The 20993-nt window shown below is 65.9% G+C and carries 17 protein-coding genes; 3 read left to right on the forward strand and 14 right to left on the reverse strand.

What is annotated here, in order from left to right; translation table 11 throughout:
* Window positions 1–33 precede the first annotated feature (33 nt).
* Window positions 34–1437 (reverse strand): TRAM domain-containing protein, encoded by a 1404-nt coding sequence (locus DOM66_RS18490; RefSeq protein WP_110691151.1) that lies wholly within the window; start codon window positions 1435–1437, stop codon window positions 34–36.
* 1 nt (window position 1438) lies between these two features.
* Window positions 1439–2335 (reverse strand): cysteine synthase CysM, encoded by an 897-nt coding sequence (gene cysM / locus DOM66_RS18495; protein WP_110676475.1) that lies wholly within the window; start codon window positions 2333–2335, stop codon window positions 1439–1441.
* 393 nt (window positions 2336–2728) lie between these two features.
* Here cysM and DOM66_RS18500 point away from each other — a divergent pair, with 393 nt between their 5' ends.
* Window positions 2729–5326 (forward strand): ATP-binding protein, encoded by a 2598-nt coding sequence (locus DOM66_RS18500; protein WP_110691152.1) that lies wholly within the window; start codon window positions 2729–2731, stop codon window positions 5324–5326.
* A gap of 84 nt (window positions 5327–5410) precedes the next feature.
* Here DOM66_RS18500 and pdxJ read toward each other — a convergent pair whose 3' ends face one another.
* From pdxJ to DOM66_RS18535, 7 genes are all read right to left on the reverse strand, one after another.
* Window positions 5411–6199 carry a pyridoxine 5'-phosphate synthase gene (gene pdxJ / locus DOM66_RS18505; RefSeq protein ID WP_110691153.1) on the reverse strand — a complete coding sequence of 263 codons (789 nt, stop codon included), beginning with the start codon at window positions 6197–6199 and terminating at the stop codon, window positions 5411–5413.
* A 204-nt stretch (window positions 6200–6403) separates the two neighbouring features.
* Window positions 6404–7111, reverse strand: a complete 708-nt coding sequence (gene recO, locus DOM66_RS18510) for a DNA repair protein RecO (RefSeq protein WP_110676481.1) — start codon at window positions 7109–7111, stop codon at window positions 6404–6406.
* Window positions 7112–7120: 9 nt separating this feature from the next.
* Window positions 7121–8020 (reverse strand): GTPase Era, encoded by a 900-nt coding sequence (gene era / locus DOM66_RS18515; RefSeq protein ID WP_110676483.1) that lies wholly within the window; start codon window positions 8018–8020, stop codon window positions 7121–7123.
* Window positions 8017–8712 (reverse strand): ribonuclease III, encoded by a 696-nt coding sequence (gene rnc / locus DOM66_RS18520; protein WP_110691154.1) that lies wholly within the window; start codon window positions 8710–8712, stop codon window positions 8017–8019. The genes era and rnc overlap by 4 nt, the downstream gene beginning before the upstream one ends.
* Window positions 8713–8871: 159 nt before the next feature.
* The gene (lepB, locus tag DOM66_RS18525) at window positions 8872–9660 is read right to left on the reverse strand and encodes a signal peptidase I (RefSeq protein WP_110691155.1); all 789 of its coding nucleotides are present in this window, start codon (window positions 9658–9660) and stop codon (window positions 8872–8874) included.
* Window positions 9661–9671: 11 nt separating this feature from the next.
* Window positions 9672–11489: a translation elongation factor 4 gene (gene lepA, locus DOM66_RS18530; RefSeq protein ID WP_110676489.1), complete on the reverse strand. Its 1818-nt coding sequence runs from the start codon at window positions 11487–11489 to the stop codon at window positions 9672–9674.
* 492 nt (window positions 11490–11981) lie between these two features.
* Complete coding sequence (locus tag DOM66_RS18535; RefSeq protein ID WP_110676929.1) at window positions 11982–12338, reverse strand: winged helix-turn-helix transcriptional regulator; 357 nt, start codon at window positions 12336–12338, stop codon at window positions 11982–11984.
* Between the two features lie 136 nt (window positions 12339–12474).
* Here DOM66_RS18535 and DOM66_RS18540 point away from each other — a divergent pair, with 136 nt between their 5' ends.
* The gene (locus tag DOM66_RS18540; protein ID WP_110691156.1) at window positions 12475–13407 is read left to right on the forward strand and encodes an aromatic alcohol reductase; all 933 of its coding nucleotides are present in this window, start codon (window positions 12475–12477) and stop codon (window positions 13405–13407) included.
* A gap of 134 nt (window positions 13408–13541) precedes the next feature.
* Here the strand turns inward: DOM66_RS18540 and DOM66_RS18545 are convergent, their stop codons facing one another.
* The 4 genes from DOM66_RS18545 to rpoE form a co-directional block, all read right to left on the reverse strand.
* Window positions 13542–13766 (reverse strand): hypothetical protein, encoded by a 225-nt coding sequence (locus tag DOM66_RS18545; RefSeq protein WP_110691157.1) that lies wholly within the window; start codon window positions 13764–13766, stop codon window positions 13542–13544.
* Window positions 13767–13945: 179 nt separating this feature from the next.
* Window positions 13946–15370, reverse strand: coding sequence for a DegQ family serine endoprotease (locus tag DOM66_RS18550; protein WP_110691158.1), 1425 nt, complete (start codon window positions 15368–15370; stop codon window positions 13946–13948).
* Window positions 15371–15761: 391 nt separating this feature from the next.
* Window positions 15762–16502 (reverse strand): sigma-E factor negative regulatory protein, encoded by a 741-nt coding sequence (locus DOM66_RS18555; protein ID WP_110691159.1) that lies wholly within the window; start codon window positions 16500–16502, stop codon window positions 15762–15764.
* Window positions 16503–16671: 169 nt separating this feature from the next.
* Entirely contained in the window at window positions 16672–17277 is a 606-nt protein-coding gene (gene rpoE / locus DOM66_RS18560; protein ID WP_035470046.1) for an RNA polymerase sigma factor RpoE, read from the reverse strand.
* Between the two features lie 376 nt (window positions 17278–17653).
* Here rpoE and DOM66_RS18565 point away from each other — a divergent pair, with 376 nt between their 5' ends.
* Window positions 17654–18736, forward strand: coding sequence for a 3-deoxy-7-phosphoheptulonate synthase (locus DOM66_RS18565; RefSeq protein ID WP_110691160.1), 1083 nt, complete (start codon window positions 17654–17656; stop codon window positions 18734–18736).
* An 89-nt stretch (window positions 18737–18825) separates the two neighbouring features.
* Here DOM66_RS18565 and dinG read toward each other — a convergent pair whose 3' ends face one another.
* Window positions 18826–20973 (reverse strand): ATP-dependent DNA helicase DinG, encoded by a 2148-nt coding sequence (gene dinG / locus DOM66_RS18570; RefSeq protein ID WP_110691161.1) that lies wholly within the window; start codon window positions 20971–20973, stop codon window positions 18826–18828.
* Between the last annotated feature and the right edge of the window lie 20 nt (window positions 20974–20993).

Here is a 20993-nt window from a genome sequence, read left to right on the forward strand (position 1 = left end):
CGTTCGTGATGCTTGCGTTCGTCGTGATTCGCGTCAGTCGTGATCGGTGCCGCCAGCGTCGCCCGCCGTGTCGCGCCGCGTGAACAGCGCCAGCGACTCCAGGTGCGCCGTATGCGGAAACATGTCGGCGACCGCCAGCCGCCGCAGCACCAGGCCGCCGGCGACCAGATGCGCCGCATCCCGCGCCAGCGACGCCGGATCACAGGAGACATAGAGCACCTGCGCCACCTGACTCTGCGCCAGCCGCCGGCAGAGGGCATCGGCGCCATCCCGCGGCGGATCGAGAATCAGCGTATCGTGTTCCGCCAGCAATGCCTCGAGACGCGCGTCCGGTGCGCTCAGATCCGCCTGCACCGCCGTCACCGCGGGTAGCGCATTGGCGTCGGCGTTGGCCCGCAGGCGCTCGACCATCGTCTGGCTGCCCTCGACGGCGGTCACCGCAGACACCTCACCGGCCAGCGCCAGCGAGAAGTTGCCGATGCCGGCGAACAGGTCGAGCAGCCGCATGCGCGGCGTCGGTGCCAGCCAGGCGCGGGCGGTATCGATCAGCCGCTGGTTGATCTCGGCGTTGACCTGAACGAAATCCCCCGGGGCCAGCGCCAGCGTCACCCCATGGGCGGCGCCCTGAACGCGTACCGCCAGCGTGGGCGCCGCGCCCAACCAGTGCAGCTGGGGCTGCTCACGGCCCTGGAGCTGGGCCACCGCGACGCCGTGGTGCTCGCCGAAGCGCCGCCAGCGCTCGCTGTCCTCGCTCACTTCACGTAGCTGCCGCACCACCACCACCGGCATGGCGTGATCGTCCAGCAGCAGCTCCAGGTGCCCCACGTGACGCGGCACGTCCAGCGTCGCCAGCAGCTCGCGCAGCGGCGCCAACAGCGCAGCCAGCACCGGTGTCAGCACCATGCAGCCGACAATATCGACCAGCTGATCACTGCCGCGGGCGCGAAAACCGAGATGCACACCCCCTTCGCCGTCACGCTTGACCCCGAGCCGGGCGCGCCGCCGGTAGCCGACATCGGCACCGGCGATCAGTCCCACCTCGCCGGGGGCCTCGATGCCCTGGCGGGCGAGCAGCTCGCTCACCACCCGGCGCTTGTGCTCGCGCTGGGCGGCGATATCCATGTGCTGCAGGTCGCAGCCGCCACAGCGGTCGAAATAGGCACAGGGCGGCGTGACCCGCTCGGGCGCGCTCACCAGACGCTGGCGCACGTGGGCCTCGTCGAAGCGCCGCCGCTCGCGGTGCACCGCCACCTCGACCCGTTCGCCGGGCAGCGCACCACTGACGAACACCGTCTTGCCGTTGGCCGCGCGCGCCACGCCGCGCCCATCATGGGCCAGGCGTTCGATGTAGAGCCCCGGCGCCGCAGCGTCCCCGCTGGGGGCGGTGGTGCTCTCCCGTCTGCGCGCCGGCGTACGGCGTTTTCCCAGCATCGCCATCTCAGGCGTCCGGGGCGTAGAGGCCGGTGGAAAGATAGCGATCGCCGCGGTCACACACGATGAATACGATCACCGCATTGTCGACCTCCTCGGCAATACGCAGGGCCCCGGCCAGAGCACCACCGGAGGAGACCCCGGCGAGAATGCCCTCTTCGCGTGCCAGCCGGCGCATATGGTGTTCCGCCTCGTGCTGCTCGATGTCGAGGGTGCGATCGACCCGGGCGGGCTCGAAGATGCCCGGGCGGTAGGCCTCGGGCCAGCGCCGAATACCGGCAATGCTGGCGCCGTCCGCCGGCTGCAGACCGACGATCTCGATCGACGGATTGCGCTCCTTGAGATAGCGCGAGGTGCCCATGATCGTACCGGTGGTGCCCATGGAGCTGACGAAGTGGGTGATGCGCCCGGCGGTCTGCTCCCACAGCTCGGGGCCGGTGGAGCGATAGTGCGACAGCGGGTTGTCGCCATTGGCGAACTGATCGAGGGACTTGCCCTCGCCGCGGGCGATCATGGCGTTGGCGAGATCGCGTGCGCCCTCCATGCCCTGCTCCTTGCTCACGCCGATCAGCTCGGCACCATAGGCGGCCATCGCCTGCTTGCGCTCGCTGGAGGCGTTCTCCGGCATGATCAGGACCATGCGATAGCCCATCACCGCCGCCGCCATGGCCAGCGCGATGCCGGTGTTGCCGGAGGTGGCCTCGATCAGCGTATCGCCGGGAGCGATATCACCGCGGGCCTGGGCCTCGCGCAGCATCGACAGCGCCGGCCGGTCCTTCACCGAGCCTGCCGGGTTGTTGCCCTCGAGCTTGGCCAGCAGCGTGTTGTCGCGGCCGGCGTTGATGCGGGCGAGCCTCACCAGCGGCGTATTGCCGACGGTTTGCGCGAGCGTGGGAAATGCCATGGCAGATGTCCTAGCAGTCGGTAGACATGACGCGCCGTCACCGCACCTGGCGGTGAACGCGAAAAACATCTCCCCAGTATATCGAACACGGCGTATATCGAACACGACGCGCCACATGCGCCTCAACGTCGCACACCGGCAGCCGGGCACCCCGGGTCCAGGGTAGTCACGCGACAGCCCCGGCGGGCAGCGCTAGCCTGCCGCGGTGAGGCGGAAAACGCAAAACGAATTCGCAACGCCGCGTAGTGATGGTTCAATAGGCAACCGTGCACCGCCCGGCCGAGTGACCGAATCGGCGCCCAACGGCACGCACCCCGCCTGCGCGCGCTACGGATCGCGCCGTATCGGCCGATAGATGCAACCTAATCGACATCAAGGGGTTTGTTGCCGCCGATGCTCTCACGCTGGTTGACACGTCTTGCGCTGATCCTGGTGATCGGCGTCCTGCTCTTGAGCGGCCGCCATCTCTGGCAGCTGGAGCAGGCGCGAGGCCAGCGGGTGCCGGAACACCTGGGAACGATGGGCCGCGTGCTGGTCCCGACGCTCACCGAAGCGCTGCGCGACGAGGATCACGCTACCATCCACCGACTGCTGGTGCAGCTCTCGAACGACCCCGACATCCGCAACGTCACCCTGCGCAATGACGACGGCAGTGAGGCCGACTGCAGTGGCGAGACCCCCGGCCCACCGCCACGCCCGCTGGACGCCGGTGCCGGCGGCTGGCATGCGGAGTCCGCGCAGCGCTGGCTGCTGCCGATCGATTGGCTGACGCCCGCGCAACTGCCGCAGCGCCTGTGGCTGGATATTCAACTGAGCCCCGACGCGGTCGACACCGATGGGCGATCGCTCTACCACATCCTGACGATGTCACTCTCGAGCCTGTGCCTGTTGCTGCTGCTGGGCGCAGGCGTGGCCAGACGGCGCCACGCCACGCCGCTTCACCCCGCCGCGGATCGGCGCGATGGCAAACCCGGCGATCCATATTTTGGCGAGACTGACCCTGGCGAGACGGCTCCAGGTGAAACTGACCCAGGCGAGACTGACCCTGGCACAATCGGACCTGGCGACACCGCTCCCGCACTGCCCACCGAGACGAATGGGCCCACCCCTCGGCCCGACGCTGCCTCGCCCTCTACTCGGCCCGACGCTGCCTCATCCCCTGCTTGGCCCGATACCGCCAAGGAGATCAGCGATCTGGCCTATGTCAGTCACGAACTGCGCGCCCCGCTCTCCGGGGTGCTCGGGCTCTGCCGGCTGCTCGAGAACAGCCCCCTCGATGCGCGTCAGCGCGAGTGGCTGCGGCATATCCATCTGGCCTCCAACGGCTTGCTCGATACTGTCGATCACGTGCTCGGCGACGAGCGCCGTCGGCAGGTGGAGACCACCTTCGATATCGCCGATCTGCTATGGGAGGTGAACTGCCTGCAGACCCCGCTGGCGCAGGCCCGCGGCATCACCCTGCTGGGCATGGTCTATGACGAGGTGCCGCCCCGTCTGGTGGGCCAGCCGGTGGCACTGCGTCAACTGCTGACCAACCTGATCAGCAACGCGGTCAAGTACGGCGCTGCGGGCGATGTGGTCACCCGCATCACGCTGGCGGGCCGGGACGGCGAGCGCGTGCGGCTGACGATCAGCGTCAAGGATGCCGGGTGTGCCGAAGGGAGCGACCGCGAACAGTTGCGCCGTGCGCTGGCGGCCCCGGCGGAGACCGCGGGGAGCGGCAGCGGTCTGGCCGTGTGTCGGCGACTGACGCGGGAGATGGGGGGCGAGCTGCGCCTCGGCAACGATGGCCGGCGCGGCAACAGCGTGATCGCCAGCGTCACGCTGGGCGCCTGCGAACCGTTCTCCAGGCCCGCCGAGTTCGACCTCGGCCAGGCGCGGATCGGCCTCTATCAGCGCCATACCCGCCTCGATCATCTACTCGCCTACGCACTCAAGCGCTGGTCGGCCCGCGCGCAGCCGATCACCCATGCCGACGCCCTGGCCAACGGCGACGAGCCGCCCGCGCTGATGCTCATCGGCCTCGATCAGCAGGATCTCGAGCCCGCCGCAAGCGCTGCCTGGCAGCGCCGTTTCGATGCCATGCGCACGCCGTGCCTGCTGGTAGTCAACGCCGAGCCGACCCAGCCGCTGCCGTGGCACCTGCCGTCCGGCAGTAGTGTGCTGCGATTGCCGATCTCGCGCTATCTGCTGGGGCGCACCCTGGCTGGCATGCTCGATGCCGCCGGGCGCCAGGCGAGCAGCGACCAGCCGCGCATTCTGGTGGTCGACGACGACGAGCTTAGCCAGCACTATCTGGATGCGCTGATACCGATCGTGGGTGCCAGCTCACTGGTGGCGGGCAGCGCCGAGGCGGCATTGACGCTCGCCGCCGGCCACGCCATCGACCTGGTACTGATGGATCTGCGCCTGCCCGACGCCTCCGGCGCCGCGACCATCGCCCGTCTACGCGCCCTCGGCGGCCGCTGGACCCACCTGCCGATCGTCGCCATGAGCGCCAGCCCTGGCGCCGAGCTACCCGAGGAGGGGCCCGGCGGCTGCCAGCAGCTGCTGACCAAGCCGATCGACGAGCGCCAGCTACGGTCGCTGCTGATGCGCTATCTGCCCGGCGTCAGCGAGCCCACGGGGGAGCCGGAGCTGGCGGTGGTCGACCCCGACCTCGCCCTGCACCTGAGCGGCGGCCGTGAAGCGCTGGCCGATGAGCTGCTGACCCTGCTGCTGGCCGAACTGCCGCACCACCGCCTGAAGCTGGCGCAGGCGTGGCAGGCCGCGGACGCCGAAGCCCTCAGCGACGCCGTGCACCAACTCGGGGGCGGCTGCCGCTACTGCGGCGTGCCCGCGCTGAGCGCCGCCTGCCGCGCGCTGGAGACGCGCCTGCAGCAGGCGCCGCTGGCCGACTGCCGGCGCGAGTGGATGCAACTGACCCACGCCTGCGACCAACTCGCCGCCTGGACCGAGCGGCACGCCACCGGCATCACCCCACCCCGCTGAACCGGCCGGATATCCTGCGATCACCTGGCCGGAGCCAACCAGCGCCGCCGGGCGATAGCCCTAGTGAGCGTGGCCGTGATCGTGTTAGTGATCGTGATCATGGTCCTCATCATAGGACTCGAGCTGGGCCACCAGTCCGGCCTCCTGACCGGCGACCATCAGCCGCTTCATCTCCACCACCGCCTCCTTGAGCCCCACGAACAGCGCACGAGCGATGATGCTGTGGCCGATGTTGAGCTCGTGGATACCGGGAATCGCCGCGATCGCTTCGACATTGTGATAGTGCAGACCGTGGCCAGCGTTGACCACCAGCCCCAGCTCGCTGGCCAGCTCTGCCGCCGCGGCGAGACGCGCATACTCGACGCCGCGGGCGTCACCCTGGGCTTCGGCATAGGCACCGGTGTGCAGCTCGATCACCGGCGCCCCCACCGCCTGGGCGGCGGCGATCTGATCCGGTTCCGGGTCGATGAACAGCGATACCCGGCATCCCACGGAGGCGAGCCGGCGGCAGGCAGCAGCGATCGCATCACGCCCGGCGATCACATCGAGCCCACCCTCGGTGGTGAGCTCCTCGCGCTTCTCCGGCACCAGGCAGACATCCGCCGGGCGCAGGCGCTCGGCCAGCGCGATCATCTCTTCGGTGACCGCCATCTCGAGGTTCATGCGGGTGTTGAGCACCGCCGCGATCAGCTCGACATCGCGCTCCTGGATATGCCGGCGATCCTCGCGCAGATGCAGCGTGATGCCGTCGGCACCGGCCTCCTCGGCCAGCAGTGCCGCCTGCACCGGATCCGGGTAGCGGGTACCACGGGCCTGACGCAGGGTGGCGATATGATCGATATTGACGCCCAGTTGAATCCGGGTGGTAAGCATGCGGTCACTCCTTTTTCTGAAGCCTGTCGCTAGACACTGTCACTAAAGCTTGTCACTGACACCTACCCCTGAAAGCGTTCATTGACGCCCTCGGGGGAAGCGATCAGGCAAGATCGGGGGCTTGGCCGGCGGATTGGCGCTGCGGCGCATCAAGGGGCACCCAGGTGCGACCTGGCGGGCAGGCCGAGTAGGCCCGCCCGCCGCTCAGGAGAGACCGCGCCGCCGCTGGCTCAAGCGCTGCATCAGCTCCCGCGAGCGCAACGGCTGCGGCCCCAGCAGTGGTGCCAGCGCTGCCCGGGTCAGCGCCTTGCTGAGGCCGGCCAGCCCCGGGGCATCCCAGTCGCCACGGGCAAGCAGCTTGAGCGTGCGCCCGTCCCAGCCCGGCGCATCCGCCGTCACCGGCGAGAAACGCCGGCTCGACGGGCTGTAGGTATAGCGTGTGGCGGGGTCCAGCGGGCGCTCGTCGACGTCGGCAAATACCGGCTCGGCATCCAGTGTCTCGAGCAGGGTGATCTCCAGACGACGCAGCGCGGTGGCACGCTCGGCGGGCCGGGTCAGACGCTCGAGGGTCCAGGCATAGATGGCGAAGACCTCACCCACCGGCAGCCCCACGGGCAACGAACGGGTCAGCAGCTCGTTGGCGTAGAGCCCGCACAGCAGCCCCTCGCCCGCCAGCAGCACCGCACTCTGGGTGGTCTCCATCATGCGCAAGCGCTTGAGATCGCCCTCGCCGATCCAGGTGAGGTGCAGCGGTGCGAACGGCTGCAGCTTGGCGCGTGACTTGCTGCCGGCTCGCTGCACGCCCTGGGCCACGGCACGGATGTGGCCATGTTCCAGGGTGAGCACGTCGACCAGCGCGCTGGTCTCGCGATAAGCGCGCTTGTGCAGCAGATAGGCCGGCTGGGGTTGCATACGCCTGCCCTAGTCGAGATCGTAGCCGAGACTCTTCAGCGCACGGTCGTCGTCGGACCAGCCGCGCTTGACCTTGACCCACAGGTTGAGCATGACCTTGGCGTCGAAGGCACGCTCCATCTCCTGACGCGCCTCGGTGCCGATCTTCTTGATACGCTCGCCCTTGTCGCCGATCAGGATCTTCTTCTGACCCTGGCGCTCGACCAGGATCAGCGCACTGATATGGACCACCCGGCCCTCGTCGCGGAACTCCTCGATCTCCACCGTCATCTGGTAGGGCAGCTCGTCACCGAGCTGGCGCATGACCTTCTCGCGCACCAGTTCGGCGGCCAGGAAGCGCTGGCTCTTGTTGGTGATCTGGTCGTCGGGGAAGTAGTGGACCCCTTCCGGCAGGCGCTTGGCCACCTCGGCCTCCAGCTCCGGCACATTGGTGCCGTGCTTGGCCGACAGCGGCAGGATCGCGGCGAAATCACGGCGGGCCGACAGCGACTCCAGCCACGGCAGCAGCGAAGCCTTGTCTTCGAGCCAGTCGACCTTGTTGACCGCGAGAATCACCGGCGCCTCGACGTGGACCAGCTTGTCGAGCACCACCTGATCCTCGTCGGTCCAGCGCGTCCGGTCGACCAGGAATACCACACAGTCGACGTCGCGCAGTGCCTGCGTCGCCGCCTGGTTCATGAAGCGGTTGATCGCCTTGTTGCGATCCCGGGTCTGGAGATGCATGCCGGGCGTATCGACGTAGATGAACTGCGCCGTGTCGACGGTCTTGATCCCCATGATCTGGTGCCGCGTGGTCTGCGGCCGCCGTGAGGTGATCGAGACCTTCTGTCCCAGAATACGGTTCATCAGGGTCGACTTGCCCACGTTGGGGCGCCCGACGATGGCCACGAAGCCGCAGGTCTCAGTCATCCGCGCTTGCTCTTGGTAGGTTCGAGTTTGGCCAGCGCCAGCTCCGCTGCCTGCTGCTCGGCGAGACGCCGGCTGGTGCCTTCGCCGAGGGTCGGCGATTCGCCGAGCATGGCGATATGACACTCGACGCTGAACGTCTGGGCGTGCGCCTCGCCCTCCACCGAGGTCACCTCGTAGCGGGGCAGCGCCTGCTGGCGCGACTGCAGAAACTCCTGCAGCCGGGTCTTGGGGTCTTTCTGGGTGTTGTGCAGGTCGATCGACTCGAGCCGAGTGCCGAACCACGCCAGCACGCGGCTGCGTGCCACATCCATGCCGGCGTCGAGATAGATCGCACCGATCACCGCCTCGAGCGCATCGGCAAGGATCGAGTCGCGCCGGTGGCCGCCGCTCTTCATCTCCCCGGAGCCGAGCCGCAGGCAGGCACCGAGTTCGAACTCGCGCGCCACCTCGGCCAGCGTCTGGCCCTTGACCAGGCCGGCGCGCAGGCGCGACAGCTGGCCCTCGCGCGCCGCCGGAAAGCGCTTGAACAGCGCCTCGCCGATCACGAAGTTGACGATCGAGTCGCCCAGAAACTCGAGCCGTTCGTTGTTGGAACCGCCGACACTGCGGTGCGTCAGAGCCAGCTCCAGCAGCGACGGGTCACGAAACTCGTGACCGATACGGCGCCGGAAGCCTTGCAGAGGATCACTCACGTCATTCCCATTTTCATTGTCCGACGCAAAGCGGGCGCGGGTAGTCCCGTCGCCCGCTTTGCGAGTGCATCGTGGTCGGATCGGTTGCCGATCCGCCGTCGCGATACCGCACCGGCGGCGACCTCGACGGGCCACCGCTGTCGGTTCGCGCTATGCGATTCAGTGTATCTGGCGCACCGTGCTGAAGCTAGGCAGACCGCCGTCCCAGTGCATCCATACCGCGAACGCCTTGCCGACGATATTGGCCTCCGGCACGAAGCCCCAGTAGCGGCTGTCGTTGGAGTGGTCACGGTTGTCGCCCATCATGAAGTACTCATGATCGGGCACCACGATCTCGCGCATCTGCGGCCCGGGCATGCTCGGGTTGTTGTAGATATCGTGCTCGACCTTCCCCAGGTGCTCGCGCAGCAGCTCCTCGCCAGGCGCCTGCGGCGGGTCGGCGTTGACCAGGGTCTTGGGTACCGGCTCGCCGTTGACGTAGAGCTGCTTGTTCTCATAGCGAATGTGATCGCCAGGCAGCCCGATCACCCGCTTGATGAAGTTGACCGAGGGGTCTTCCGGGAAACGGAATACCATCACGTCACCGCGCTGGGGCTCGCCGAGATCGGCGATCTCGGTATTGATCACCGGCAGGCGCAGGCCGTAGGCGAACTTGTTGACCAGGATGAAGTCGCCGACCTTGAGGGTCGGACGCATCGAGCCCGAGGGGATCTGGAACGGCTCGATGACGAAACTGCGCAGCACCAGCACGATCAGCAGGACCGGGAAGAACGACCGTGCGTAGTCGATCGGCCACGGGTCCTTGTACGTCACCGCCTCGCGGCTGCCCTTCTCCTCGGCGGCGGCGCGTTGACGCTGACGACGGGCGCGGCGCCAGAACAGGCTATCGAGTAACCACACCAGCCCCGTGATGGCGACGGCCACCACCAGTAACAACGAAAAATCCATGAGACCGTTTCCTACTCATTCACTTTGAGAACGGCGAGGAACGCATCCTGGGGGATCTCCACACGCCCCACCTGCTTCATGCGTTTCTTGCCGGCTTTCTGCTTCTCCAGCAGTTTCTTCTTGCGGGTGACATCGCCACCGTAGCACTTGGCGGTGACGTTCTTGCGTAGCGCCTTGACCGTGGAACGTGCCACCACGTGACCGCCGATCGCCGCCTGCACCGCGACATCGAACATCTGGCGCGGAATCAGCTCCTTCATCTTCTCGACCAGCAGGCGGCCACGGGCATGGGCGTGGTCACGATGGATGATCAACGCCAGGGCATCGACCCGGTCACCGTTGATGAGGATATCCAGACGCACCAGTTTGGCCGCCTCGAAGCGCTCGAAGCTGTAGTCCAGCGAGGCGTAGCCCTTGGAGATCGACTTGAGGCGATCGAAGAAGTCCATCACCACTTCCGCCATCGGCAGCTCGTAGACCAGCTGCATCTGGTTACCCAGCACCTGCATGTCGAGCTGTACGCCGCGCCGGTTGACGCACTCGCTGATGACGTTACCGACGAACTCCTGCGGCACCAGGATATTGGCGCGCACGATCGGCTCGCGCATCTCGTCGACGTTGCCCAGGTCGGGCAGCTTCGACGGGTTGGAGATGTAGATCAGCTCACCATCGTCCATCAGCAGCTCGTAGATGACCGTCGGCGCCGTGGTCAGCAGATCGAGGTCGTACTCGCGCTCCAGCCGCTCCTGGATGATCTCCATGTGCAGCGTGCCGAGGAAGCCGACGCGGAAGCCGAAGCCCAACGCATCCGAGTTCTCGGGCACGTAGTCGAGCGAGGCGTCGTTGAGTGCGAGCTTCTCGAGGGCGTCGCGGAAGTCCTCGTAGTCATCGGAGCTGACCGGGAACATGCCGGCGTAGACCTGCGGCTTGACCTTCTGGAAGCCAGGCAGTCGCGGCACGTCCTTGGTCTTGGCGTGGGTGATGGTGTCCCCCACCGGCGCGCCGTGGATATCCTTGATGCCGGCGATCACGAAGCCCACCTCGCCCGCACGCAGGATCCCGGTGGAGTGCTGCTTGGGGGTGAAGAAGCCGATGTCGGTCACTTCCCAGTCGCGGCCGGTCGACTTCATGTGAATCTTGTCACCCTTCTTGAGGGTGCCATCGAACAGCCGCACCAGCGATACCACGCCCTGATAGTTGTCGAACCAGGAGTCGATGATCAGCGCCTGCAGCTGGCCCTCGCGGTCACCCTGGGGCGGCGGGATGTCGCGCACCAGGCGCTCCAGCAGCTTGTCGATGTTGAGCCCGCTCTTGGCCGACACCTGCACGGCGTCGTGGGCATCGAGACCGATGATCTCTTCGATCTCGTGGGCCACTTTATCCGGATCGGCCTGGGGCAGGTCCATCTTGTTGAGGACCGGGAGCACCTCCAGATTCTGCTCGATCGCGGTGTAACAGTTGGCCACCGACTGCGCCTCGACCCCCTGCGCGGCATCGACCACCAAGAGCGCGCCCTCGCAGGCGTAGAGCGATCGCGACACTTCATAGGAGAAGTCGACGTGGCCCGGGGTATCGATGAAGTTGAGCTGGTAGGTATGGCCATCCTCGGCGTGGTAGTCGAGGGTCACCGACTGCGCCTTGATGGTGATGCCGCGCTCGCGCTCCAGATCCATCGAGTCGAGCACCTGCTCTTTCAATTCGCGCTCGCTCAATCCGCCGCACACCTGGATGATGCGGTCGGCCAGCGTGGACTTGCCGTGATCGATGTGGGCGATGATCGAAAAATTCCGTATGTACTTGAGATCAGTCGAGTTTTCGTCTTTTGACATCAAATGAAACCTAGGGTGTGTACGCAGCCCTGTACATAGAATTTTTCTTGCCGGCGAGCTGGTAGGAAAAAAGGAAGGCCGGCATTGTAGCGCGACGACGCATCAATGTCGTCAAACGCCAGTACACGGCTATCAACCAGCCATACCCTCCATGCGAGCGGAGCCCATGTAGCAGTCTAGTACGGCGAGGTTTGGTTCATTGCCGCGCGACGCAGATCGCAGACGGCCATCGCCACAGCCTCATCCCGCCACGGTGCAAAACGCACCATTCCGCATCAAAAATTTTGTTGTAAAACCGTGGAAAGCCTCAGCAACGGCGCAGCCTGCCACCATGTGCATCACCGCAACAAAACCGACCCATTTAGCGCGCAGGCGGGGCGGGGAGTCGACAGCGCGCCGGGGGGAAGCAAGGCTATGGAGAGGCAGGCGGTGGCCACAGGGTGTCCGTTGGCTACTCGGCTCGTTGAATGGTCAAGGCGACGTGCCGTCTCTCTACTCACTCGCTGCCGTCGAGTGAGCTTCTCGAGCCTGACGGAAATCCTCCGCATGCTCGAAGATCCAGAGCCACATAGGGATGATCTTCAAGAGAAATTCCTCCCCCAACCGAGTCAGCTCGTAATCGACTCGCGGCGGGACTTCCTCATAATCCTGGCGAAGAATCAGGCCATCGCGCTCGAGCTGCCGCAGCGTTCTCGTTAGCATCCGCTGAGTGACGCCATCGAGCCGTCGGCGAAGCTCGGCGTGTCTCAACCGCCCTCCCTCCTTGAGCGCGTGGATCACCCCAAAAGCCCAGCGATTGCCGGCGTGGGATAGCACCTCTCTCTTCAGCCAGTCGTCCTCGTCTTCCATCGCGTCGCAGAGCGCCCGGGAGCGAGTGAGCAGGTCGTCTTCGTCTTTCGGTATCACTGATGTACCTACTTATGTGGGGAATCCTGACGTGCAAACATCCGCTACCTCGATCAAAGCCGTCAACGTTGGAGATAGCATGAATCGCACAGACAGGAAGGAATCGATATTGGTATTGGGCGCGGGGGAGCTGGGCTTCGAAGTATTGCGCCACCTGGCAAACCACGCTCGCAAGCATCAATCAGCGCGTATCTACGTCCAGTTGAGACAATCCACGATAGAGACGACCGATCCGGTCAAGAAGCAGCAAATCGATCAGTTGCGGGCATTGGGCGTCGAGACTGTTCCTGGCGATGTCGCCGCAACCGGCACGAATGAACTGGCAGCCCTTCTCGCCCCCTACGATACGGTCATTTCATGCATCGGCTTTTCGGCTGGTCGTGGCACGCAGACCAAGATTACCCAGGCAGTGCTCCAGGCCGGCGTGAAGCGCTATGTGCCGTGGCAGTTTGGCGTTGACTACGACACGATTGGCCGAGGTAGCGCCCAGGACGTATTCGACGAACAACTTGATGTGCGCGACCTGCTCCGGGCGCAGAACCGCACAGAGTGGCTCATTGTCGCCACGGGAATGTTCACCAGCTTTCTGTTCGAACCGGCTTTTGGCGTCGTGGCTCTTGAGCAGAGCGAGGTTCACGCCCTGGGTAGCTGGGATAACCAGGTTACCGTGACAACACCAGAAGACATCGGACGCTTGACCACAGCGATACTGTTTCACGAGCCACGCTTCCGGAACGAAACCGTGTTCGTCGCAGGAGACACCATCAGCTACGGGGAATTGGCGGACGAGCTGGAGCGCCAGCTCGACCGCCCTTTCAAGCGACAAGCGTGGTTGATTTCCTACCTTAGCGATGCGCTACATGCCGATCCCGACAACAACCTGTTCAAGTATCGCGCCGTGTTCGCGGCAGGCGTTGGCGTCGCATGGCCCAAGGAGACGACGTTCAATTATCGCGAAGGACTCGAAACAGTCGATGTCCCAACCTGGATACACCGCCACCTGGTTGAGTGATGGCCGGCCCATTTATAGCTGAGAAGGGCGCCATCGGATCTACCCCATTCGCTCGCTAGGGCGAATAAGCGAGCGTCGGAGCCAATGCTGACGGGAATTAGTTGGACTGCGTGGGGCTTATCAGGACCGCCATATCAAACCGCTGGCATAGGGGCCTGCTTCATGTTGGAAAGCACCCGCTCTGCGATTATGGGCTTGGCCAGGGCGAGTTCCTCGAGCAACTCCATCCACATCCGCAGCGTTGTCTGGTCGGCAGGCAGTGTGCCGAGGGTGGGAAACACGTGCAGCTCGAAGCTACGCAGGATCTCCCGCGCACCAGCCTTCTGGGGCCCGCAGTAGCGCTCGTACCAGTCCCGCACCAGAGTTTCGTTTGTGTGAGCCTCCGAAATCGACGCCTGTTCTATTTTCCGCAGTAACCTGGGGGCATGGCCCTGCTCTCATGGCTGTGCCAAGGACAGCGACCGGGTGCGCTGCGGCCGCGCCAGACGCGACGAGCCCCGCCGGGGGCGGGGCTCGTCGGGCACGCGTGCGACTGGCGTCACTCTTTCTTGTCGTGGGCCTTGAGCCGCAGGGCGACGAAAAGCGAGTTGCCGTCGCGCGAGATGCGCACCGGCACCGCGCGGTCACCGTCGACCTTCTTGACCGCCTTGATCAGCGCATCGGCACTGTCGACCGGCTTCTGATCGAAGCTGACGATGACGTCACCCGGCTGGATGCCGGCAGCGGCAGCGGCGCCGCGCGGGTCGACCCGGCGCACCAGCACGCCACTATCGACGTCGAGCTGCTGCTTCTCCTGGGCGCTCAGGTCGCTGATGGCGATGCCCAGTTTGGTCTGGTCGTTGGTCGACTGTCCGCCAGACGAGCCGTCGGCGCTCAGCGACGCGGGCCAGTCACCCACGGTGACGTCGATGTTGCGGGTATCGCCGTCACGCAGGACCTTGAGCTTGATCTCCGCGCCCGGGGCGAACTTGCCGATGATCCGCGGCAGCGTGGTGGAGTCATCGACGGCATCCCCGTTGACGCTGAGGATCACATCACCGGCCTTGAGTCCGGCTTTCTTGGCCGGGCTGTCGTCACTGACGTCGGAGACCAGCGCGCCCTTGGTGTCATCGAGCCCGAACGACTCGGCCAGGTCCTTGGACACCGGCTGGATCACCACGCCCAGCCAGCCGCGGCTGACGTGACCTTCGGTACGCAGCTGGTCGGCGACGTTCATCGCCACGCTGATCGGAATGGCGAAGGAGAGGCCCATGAAGCCGCCGCTGCGGGTATAGATCTGGGAGTTGATGCCCACGACCTGGCCATCCAGGTTGAACAGCGGACCACCGGAGTTGCCCGGATTGATGGCGACGTCGGTCTGAATGAACGGCACATAGGTATCGCTGGGCAGGGTACGGTTGATGGCGCTGACGATGCCCGCGGTGACCGAGTGGTCGAAGCCGAACGGTGAGCCGATCGCCGCCACCCACTCGCCGACCTGAAGATCATCGGAGTTGCCGATCTTGAGCGTCGGCAGATCCTTGGCGTCGACCTTGAGCAGTGCCACGTCGGTACGCGGGTCGGAACCCACCAGCTTGGCCGGCAGCTCACGCCGATCGTTCAGGCGCACCATGATCTTGTCGGCGTTCTTGACCACATGGGCATTGGTGAGAATGTAGCCATCGGAGCGGATGATGAAACCCGAACCGAGCGACTTGCGCTCCTCCTCGCCACTCGGCGCACCGGGCATCGGTGGCATCTGATCGCCGAAGAAGCGGCGGAAGATATCGGGGACATCCTGCTGCCCGAAGGGGTCGTCGGAGGCGCTGACCGTGCTGGTCGTGGAGATGTTGACCACACCCGGCGCCGCCTGCTTGACCAGTGCGGTGAAGTCCGGCAGGTCGCTGGCGCGGGCCGCCTGCGCCGAGAGCAGCGCCATCATCAGCACCAGCCAGGGAGCGAACCATCTTGTCATACGTTCCATTAAACACTCCTAACACCATGAAGACTCGTCACGAGCCATACGTTTGCGATGGCCGGCCCCGGCGAGAGATAACGCGGTCACAATGAACCCCGCCCAGGACACGGCGCCAGTGGCCGCATGCCGCCGCCGCCACCCTTTTCATTGATGCGGAAAAAGCCGAAGAGTTCAACGAGATGTAAAGATTCTTTACCGCCAGCAGAGGGCGCCGCCCAGCATCGCCACGGTGAATGACCGACGGCGGCCGTCGCGCGCCGGGCGATGCCAATGTCTCTGGATAGACCAGCGCGGAGTGCCGACAGCCCCCTCGATGCGCGGGCTGAGCGCCCAAGAAATACAAAGGGGCGCGGTCGTCGCAAGACGGCCGCGCCCCTTTTGGCGGCAAACTTCGCGCTCAGCGCGTGGCGGAGGCGTCGATCGCGTGCAACTGGCTGGCGTAGTTGCCGGAGCCATGCAGCAGCCCCAGATCACCGTTGCCCAGCGTGCGTCGAGCCAGGTAGGACTGCAGCGAAGCGCCCTGGCCCTGCTCCAGGCCAGCATCGCCGCTGGCGCTGAACAGCGGCAACATGACGTCATCGCCGATGGTCATCAGCCCGTGATGCTCGCCACCAGCGCCAGCACCGGCCATCGAGAAGATCGGCATGCCACTGGAGGCCGGTGCGCGCATCGACGCCGGGATCACCCCCCCTTCGCCGCTGCCGGAGGGCAGCGCGAAAGCGGGCTGTGCGCTCGCTGCCGGGGCGAGCGACTCACCGCTGGCCGCGATCTCGGCTGGCGCGGTGGGATCACCGCCGAAGCCGTTGTAGACCTGCACGCCGGTGATCACCATCAGCGACACCGCCGCGGCCACCGCCGCGCCACCCATGAAGGAGAACGAGTGGCGACGGGACGCCGCCGGCGCCTCGGCCACGCCGGGAGCCGGCTCTTCGGCGATCGCCGCCATCACGTCGGCGGAGATATCGATATCCACCACCGCATCGCGCTCGCGCTGCATCATGCTGCGCGCCAGATGGTAGCGTCGCCAGGTGTCCGCCTCGCCGGAAGCCGCCTCCATCTGCTTGAAGACGCGCCGGAGATCGAACTCGTCGCCCTCGTCGTCCATCAACGCGGAAAACGACTCACGTACCTGCTTCATAGTCACACCCTCACACTCGGCCAGTGCCTTGCCCGTGATCGCTGTCGGCAGCGTCGCCGGACAACGACATCAGTGTCTCTTTCACACACTATGACGCCACAGGCCCGCGACAGTTCATTTTCGATTCATGTTTATTTGAAGATCGAATGCGTCGCCCGCTGCCCATGCCTCAGCCATCGTTGGCGACATCGGAATTCCCCCGCTCCAGCAGCGGCTGGATATGCTTGTCGACCGCCTCCCGCGCACGAAAGATGCGCGAGCGCACGGTGCCCACCGGGCACTCCATGATGGTGGCGATATCCTCGTAGGAGAGGCCATCGAACTCGCGCAGAGTGATCGCCGTGCGCAGATCGTCGGGCAGATTGTCGATCGCGGCGAAGACCGCCGACTCGAGCTGATCGCGGGCGATCGATGCCTCGGGGGACTCGATGTCGGAGAGCCGCCCGCTCTGATCGATCACCTCGGCATCAGCGATGTCGAGATCGCTCCCCGGCGGGCGCCGCCCGCGGGAGACCAGGTAGTTCTTCGCGGTATTGATGGCGATACGGTACATCCAGGTATAGAAGGCACTTTCGGCACGGAAGCTGCCGAGAGCCCGATACGCCTTGATGAAAGCCTCCTGCGCGACGTCCTGGACCTCGGCATGGTCCTGCACGTAGCGGCCGATGAGCCCCAGAATCTTGTGTTGATACTTCTTGACCAGAAGATCGAAGGCCCGGGTATCCCCCTTCTGGGCTCGCTCGACCAACTGCTGGTCGGTCTCTCTGGCACCCATTCAGGCACTCCACCGGTTCATGGGCGCGGCGCATCGGAACAACAGCGGGTGACGATCGGGGTATGACAGTGACAATACGCTCATGATTCAACCTGGAGCCGTGGGACTCGCGATTCATTGACAGGCGTGCAACTTATAACAGAACCCCGGTTTTTAACAGAAAGCCGGAGGCGGCACGCGGTGAAAGCCTGCCAGTCTTGCCGTTTTGGCGCCCGCCATCAAGTCATCGGCCAGCGCCACGCGACCGCCTGCGGCGTGCGGAAAGTTGATTTTTGCCCGCCGCAGCCGCCATAGTACGCGCTCTACACGCAGACGCGCGCCCTTGGATGGCGCCGTCTCCCCAGCGCGAACAACCGCAGATTTCAACGGGCCCAGCATGTCGGAACAGCAGGTCAACAATCTCAACGTCCTGGCGCAGGACGTTCTGATATCTCCCGAAGTGCTCAAGCAGCACATCCCGCTCAGCGAGACCGCCGAGCGCACGGTCATCGAAGGCCGCCAGACCATCCAGCGCATCCTCGATCGCGAGGATCCGCGCCTGCTGGTGGTGATCGGCCCCTGCTCGATCCACGACCCCGAGGCCGCCCGCGACTATGCCCGGCGCCTGCGCCAGCTCGCCGACGCGGTGAGCGACAGCCTCTATATCGTGATGCGCGTCTACTTCGAGAAGCCGCGCACCACGGTGGGCTGGAAGGGCCTGATCAACGACCCCCATCTCAACGACTCCTTCGAGATCGAAGAGGGGCTGCACATCGCCCGCCGCCTGCTGGTGGACCTGGCCGAGATCGGCCTGCCGCTGGCGACAGAGGCGCTCGACCCGATCTCGCCGCAGTATCTGCAGGACTGCATCAGCTGGTCGGCGATCGGCGCCCGCACCACCGAATCCCAGACCCACCGCGAGATGGCCTCGGGGCTCTCCGGCCCGGTCGGCTTCAAGAACGGCACCGATGGCAGCCTGGACGTGGCGGTCAACGCACTGCAGTCGGTAGCCAGCCCGCACAACTTCCTGGGCATCGATCAAGCCGGCCAGGTCGCGGTCATCCGTACCCGCGGCAACGCCTACGGCCATGTGGTACTGCGCGGCGGCAACGGCAAGCCCAACTATGACAGCGTCAGCGTCACCCTGGCGGAGCAGGAGCTGGCCAAGGCCGGCCTCAAGGCGAATCTGATGGTCGACTGCTCCCACGCCAACTCCAACAAGGACCCGGCGCTGCAGCCGCTGGTGATGGAGAACGTGACCCACCAGATCCTCGAAGGCAATCGCTCGATCATCGGCCTGATGATCGAATCCAACATCGGCTGGGGCGCACAGAAGATTCCCGCTGACCGCAGCCAGCTCGAGTATGGCGTGTCGATCACCGATGCCTGCATCGACTGGCCCACCACCGAGCGCAGCCTGACCCAGATGGCCGAACAGCTCGCGCCAGCGCTCAAGGCACGTCTCGACACCCAAGAGTGAACCCGCCAGGCCCTGACACGCCGNNTCGGCGTGTCAGGGCATCGGAAAGGTGAGTACTCGTGCCGATGTCGGCGACAGCACAGGCCGGGTCAGGCTGGCGTCTCTTTGACCACGCCTTCGATCTCACGCCGGAACGGCGGCAGCGCGTCCAGCAGCGCCTTGCCGTAGCGCCGGGTCAACACCCGGCGGTCGAGCAGCGAGATACGCCCGCTGTCGTTCTCCTTGCGAATCAATCGACCGCAGGCCTGGACCAGCTTGATCGAGGCGTCCGGCACCGAAATGCGCATGAAGGGGTTCCCCCCCTGGCTCTCGATCCACTCCGCCAGCGTCGCCCCCACCGGATCGTCCGGCACCGAGAACGGAAGCCGGGTGATCACCACATGGGTGAGATAGCGCCCCGGCAGGTCGATCCCCTCGGCGAAGCTCGCCAACCCGAAGATCAGACTGCCCTGCCCCGCGTCCACCGCCTTGCGATGACGCTCGAGCAGCTCGCGCTTGGGCAGCCGGTCCTGGGACAGCAGACGCGACGCCCAAGGCTCGGCGAGCGCCTCGGCGACGCTCTTGAGCTGCTTGCGCGACGAAAACAGCACCAGGATCGCCTCATCGTCCTCGCGCCCTTCGATGAACTGCACGATGGCGCGGTCGTGGGCCACCGGGTCGCCGGGCTCCACCGCCTCCCGCGGCACGCTGAGGGTGGCGCGGGAGTAGTCGAACGGGCTGGGCAGACGCTGATAGCGATAGCGATTGGCCAGGCCGGCACGCTCCTGTAGCCGCTCGAACCGGTTGAGCGCGGTCAGTGTGGCCGAGGTCACCACCGCCCCGTAGCAGGCCCCCCACAGGTGGCGCGCCAGGGTCTCGGCGGCAGAGACCGGGCTGGCCGAGAAGGTCAGCTCGGGCTCGCTGCCGAAACGCTCGAAGGTGAGCCAGCGCGCCTGGGGCTTCTGATCCGGCGGGTCCTCGCTGGCCAGCGCCTGCCACAGCGCGTGGGCGTCCAGCGCGCGACCGTGGAGCAGCGCACTCAGCGGCAGCCAGGGTTCGGCCTGCTCCCGTGACAGCCCGGTGGACTTGTCCGGGTCGAGGCTCTCGCGCAGGATCTCGGTCATCGTCTCCAGGTCGCGGGCCAGTGCCGCAAACGGAATCACCAGCTGCTGCGCCAGCGCCACCAGCGGTGCCGGCGCGCGGCCGTTGGCGAAGCGATGGTGCCGGGTCTCGTCCCCCGCCCCCTGCTCGAGCCCGGCGATCTGATGCCCCATGGCGTAGGCCTCGCCGAGACTCGGCTCGAGCGCCGCGATCCGTTCGGGAAAGGCTGCCAGCAGGCGCGCCAGGGTCGGCTGGGCGGCGAGCGCGGTATTCAGCTCGGTGAGCGACTTCTTCAGCGTGCGCAGCCAGCGCAGGGTGCCATTGACGGCAAAGCGGTGGTGGAAGTGATCCAGCGCCTTGTCAGGAAGATGGTGCCCCTCGTCGAAGATGTAGATGCACTCCTTCGGCGGCGGCAGCACCATACCGCCGCCGAGGGCGAGATCCGCCAGCACCAGATCGTGGTTGGCGACCACGATATCGGCCTGCTCCAGATGCCGCCGCGAGCGGAAGTAAGCGCAGGCCCCGAAGTGACCGCAGCGGCGGTTGGTGCACTGGCGATGGTCGACGGTCAGGCGGCGCCAGTCACGGTCGTCGATCGCGACCGGCCAGCTGTCGCGATCGCCCTCCCACTTGCCCGAGGCGTAGGTATCGGCCATCTCCTGGACCAGCTGCGGAAAGTCGCCGCCGGCATCGGTGGCGATGGTCTGCTCGAACAGCGATAGCGTGGGATTGGGCTCGCTGCCCTCCAGCGCCTGATCGAGCTTGGCCACGCACAGATAGCGCCCGCGCCCCTTGGCCAGAGCGTAGTCGAAATCGAGCCCGCTATGCTCGCGCAGCCGCGGCAGATCCTGATTGAGCACCTGCTCCTGCAGCGCCACCGTGGCGGTCGCCACCACCAGCCGCTTGCCGCGGGCCTTGGCCACCGGCAGCGCCGCCAGCAGATAGGCCAGCGTCTTGCCGGTGCCGGTACCCGCCTCGAGCACGCAGACGTGCTCCTGGGAGGTGCGCCGACCCTGATCGTCGTGCTCGATCCCGGCCAGGGTGCGCGCGATCTCCGCGATCATCAGCCGCTGGCCGTAACGGGGCGTGAGCTCCAGGCCCTCGAGCGTGCGTCGATAGGCGTCCTGAATCTCCTGCTTGAGCGTCTCGTCGAGCATGCGGGTTCCGGGCAGGCCGG

It is taken from the genome of Salinicola endophyticus (genome assembly GCF_003206575.1).
Lineage (GTDB): Bacteria > Pseudomonadota > Gammaproteobacteria > Pseudomonadales > Halomonadaceae > Salinicola > Salinicola endophyticus.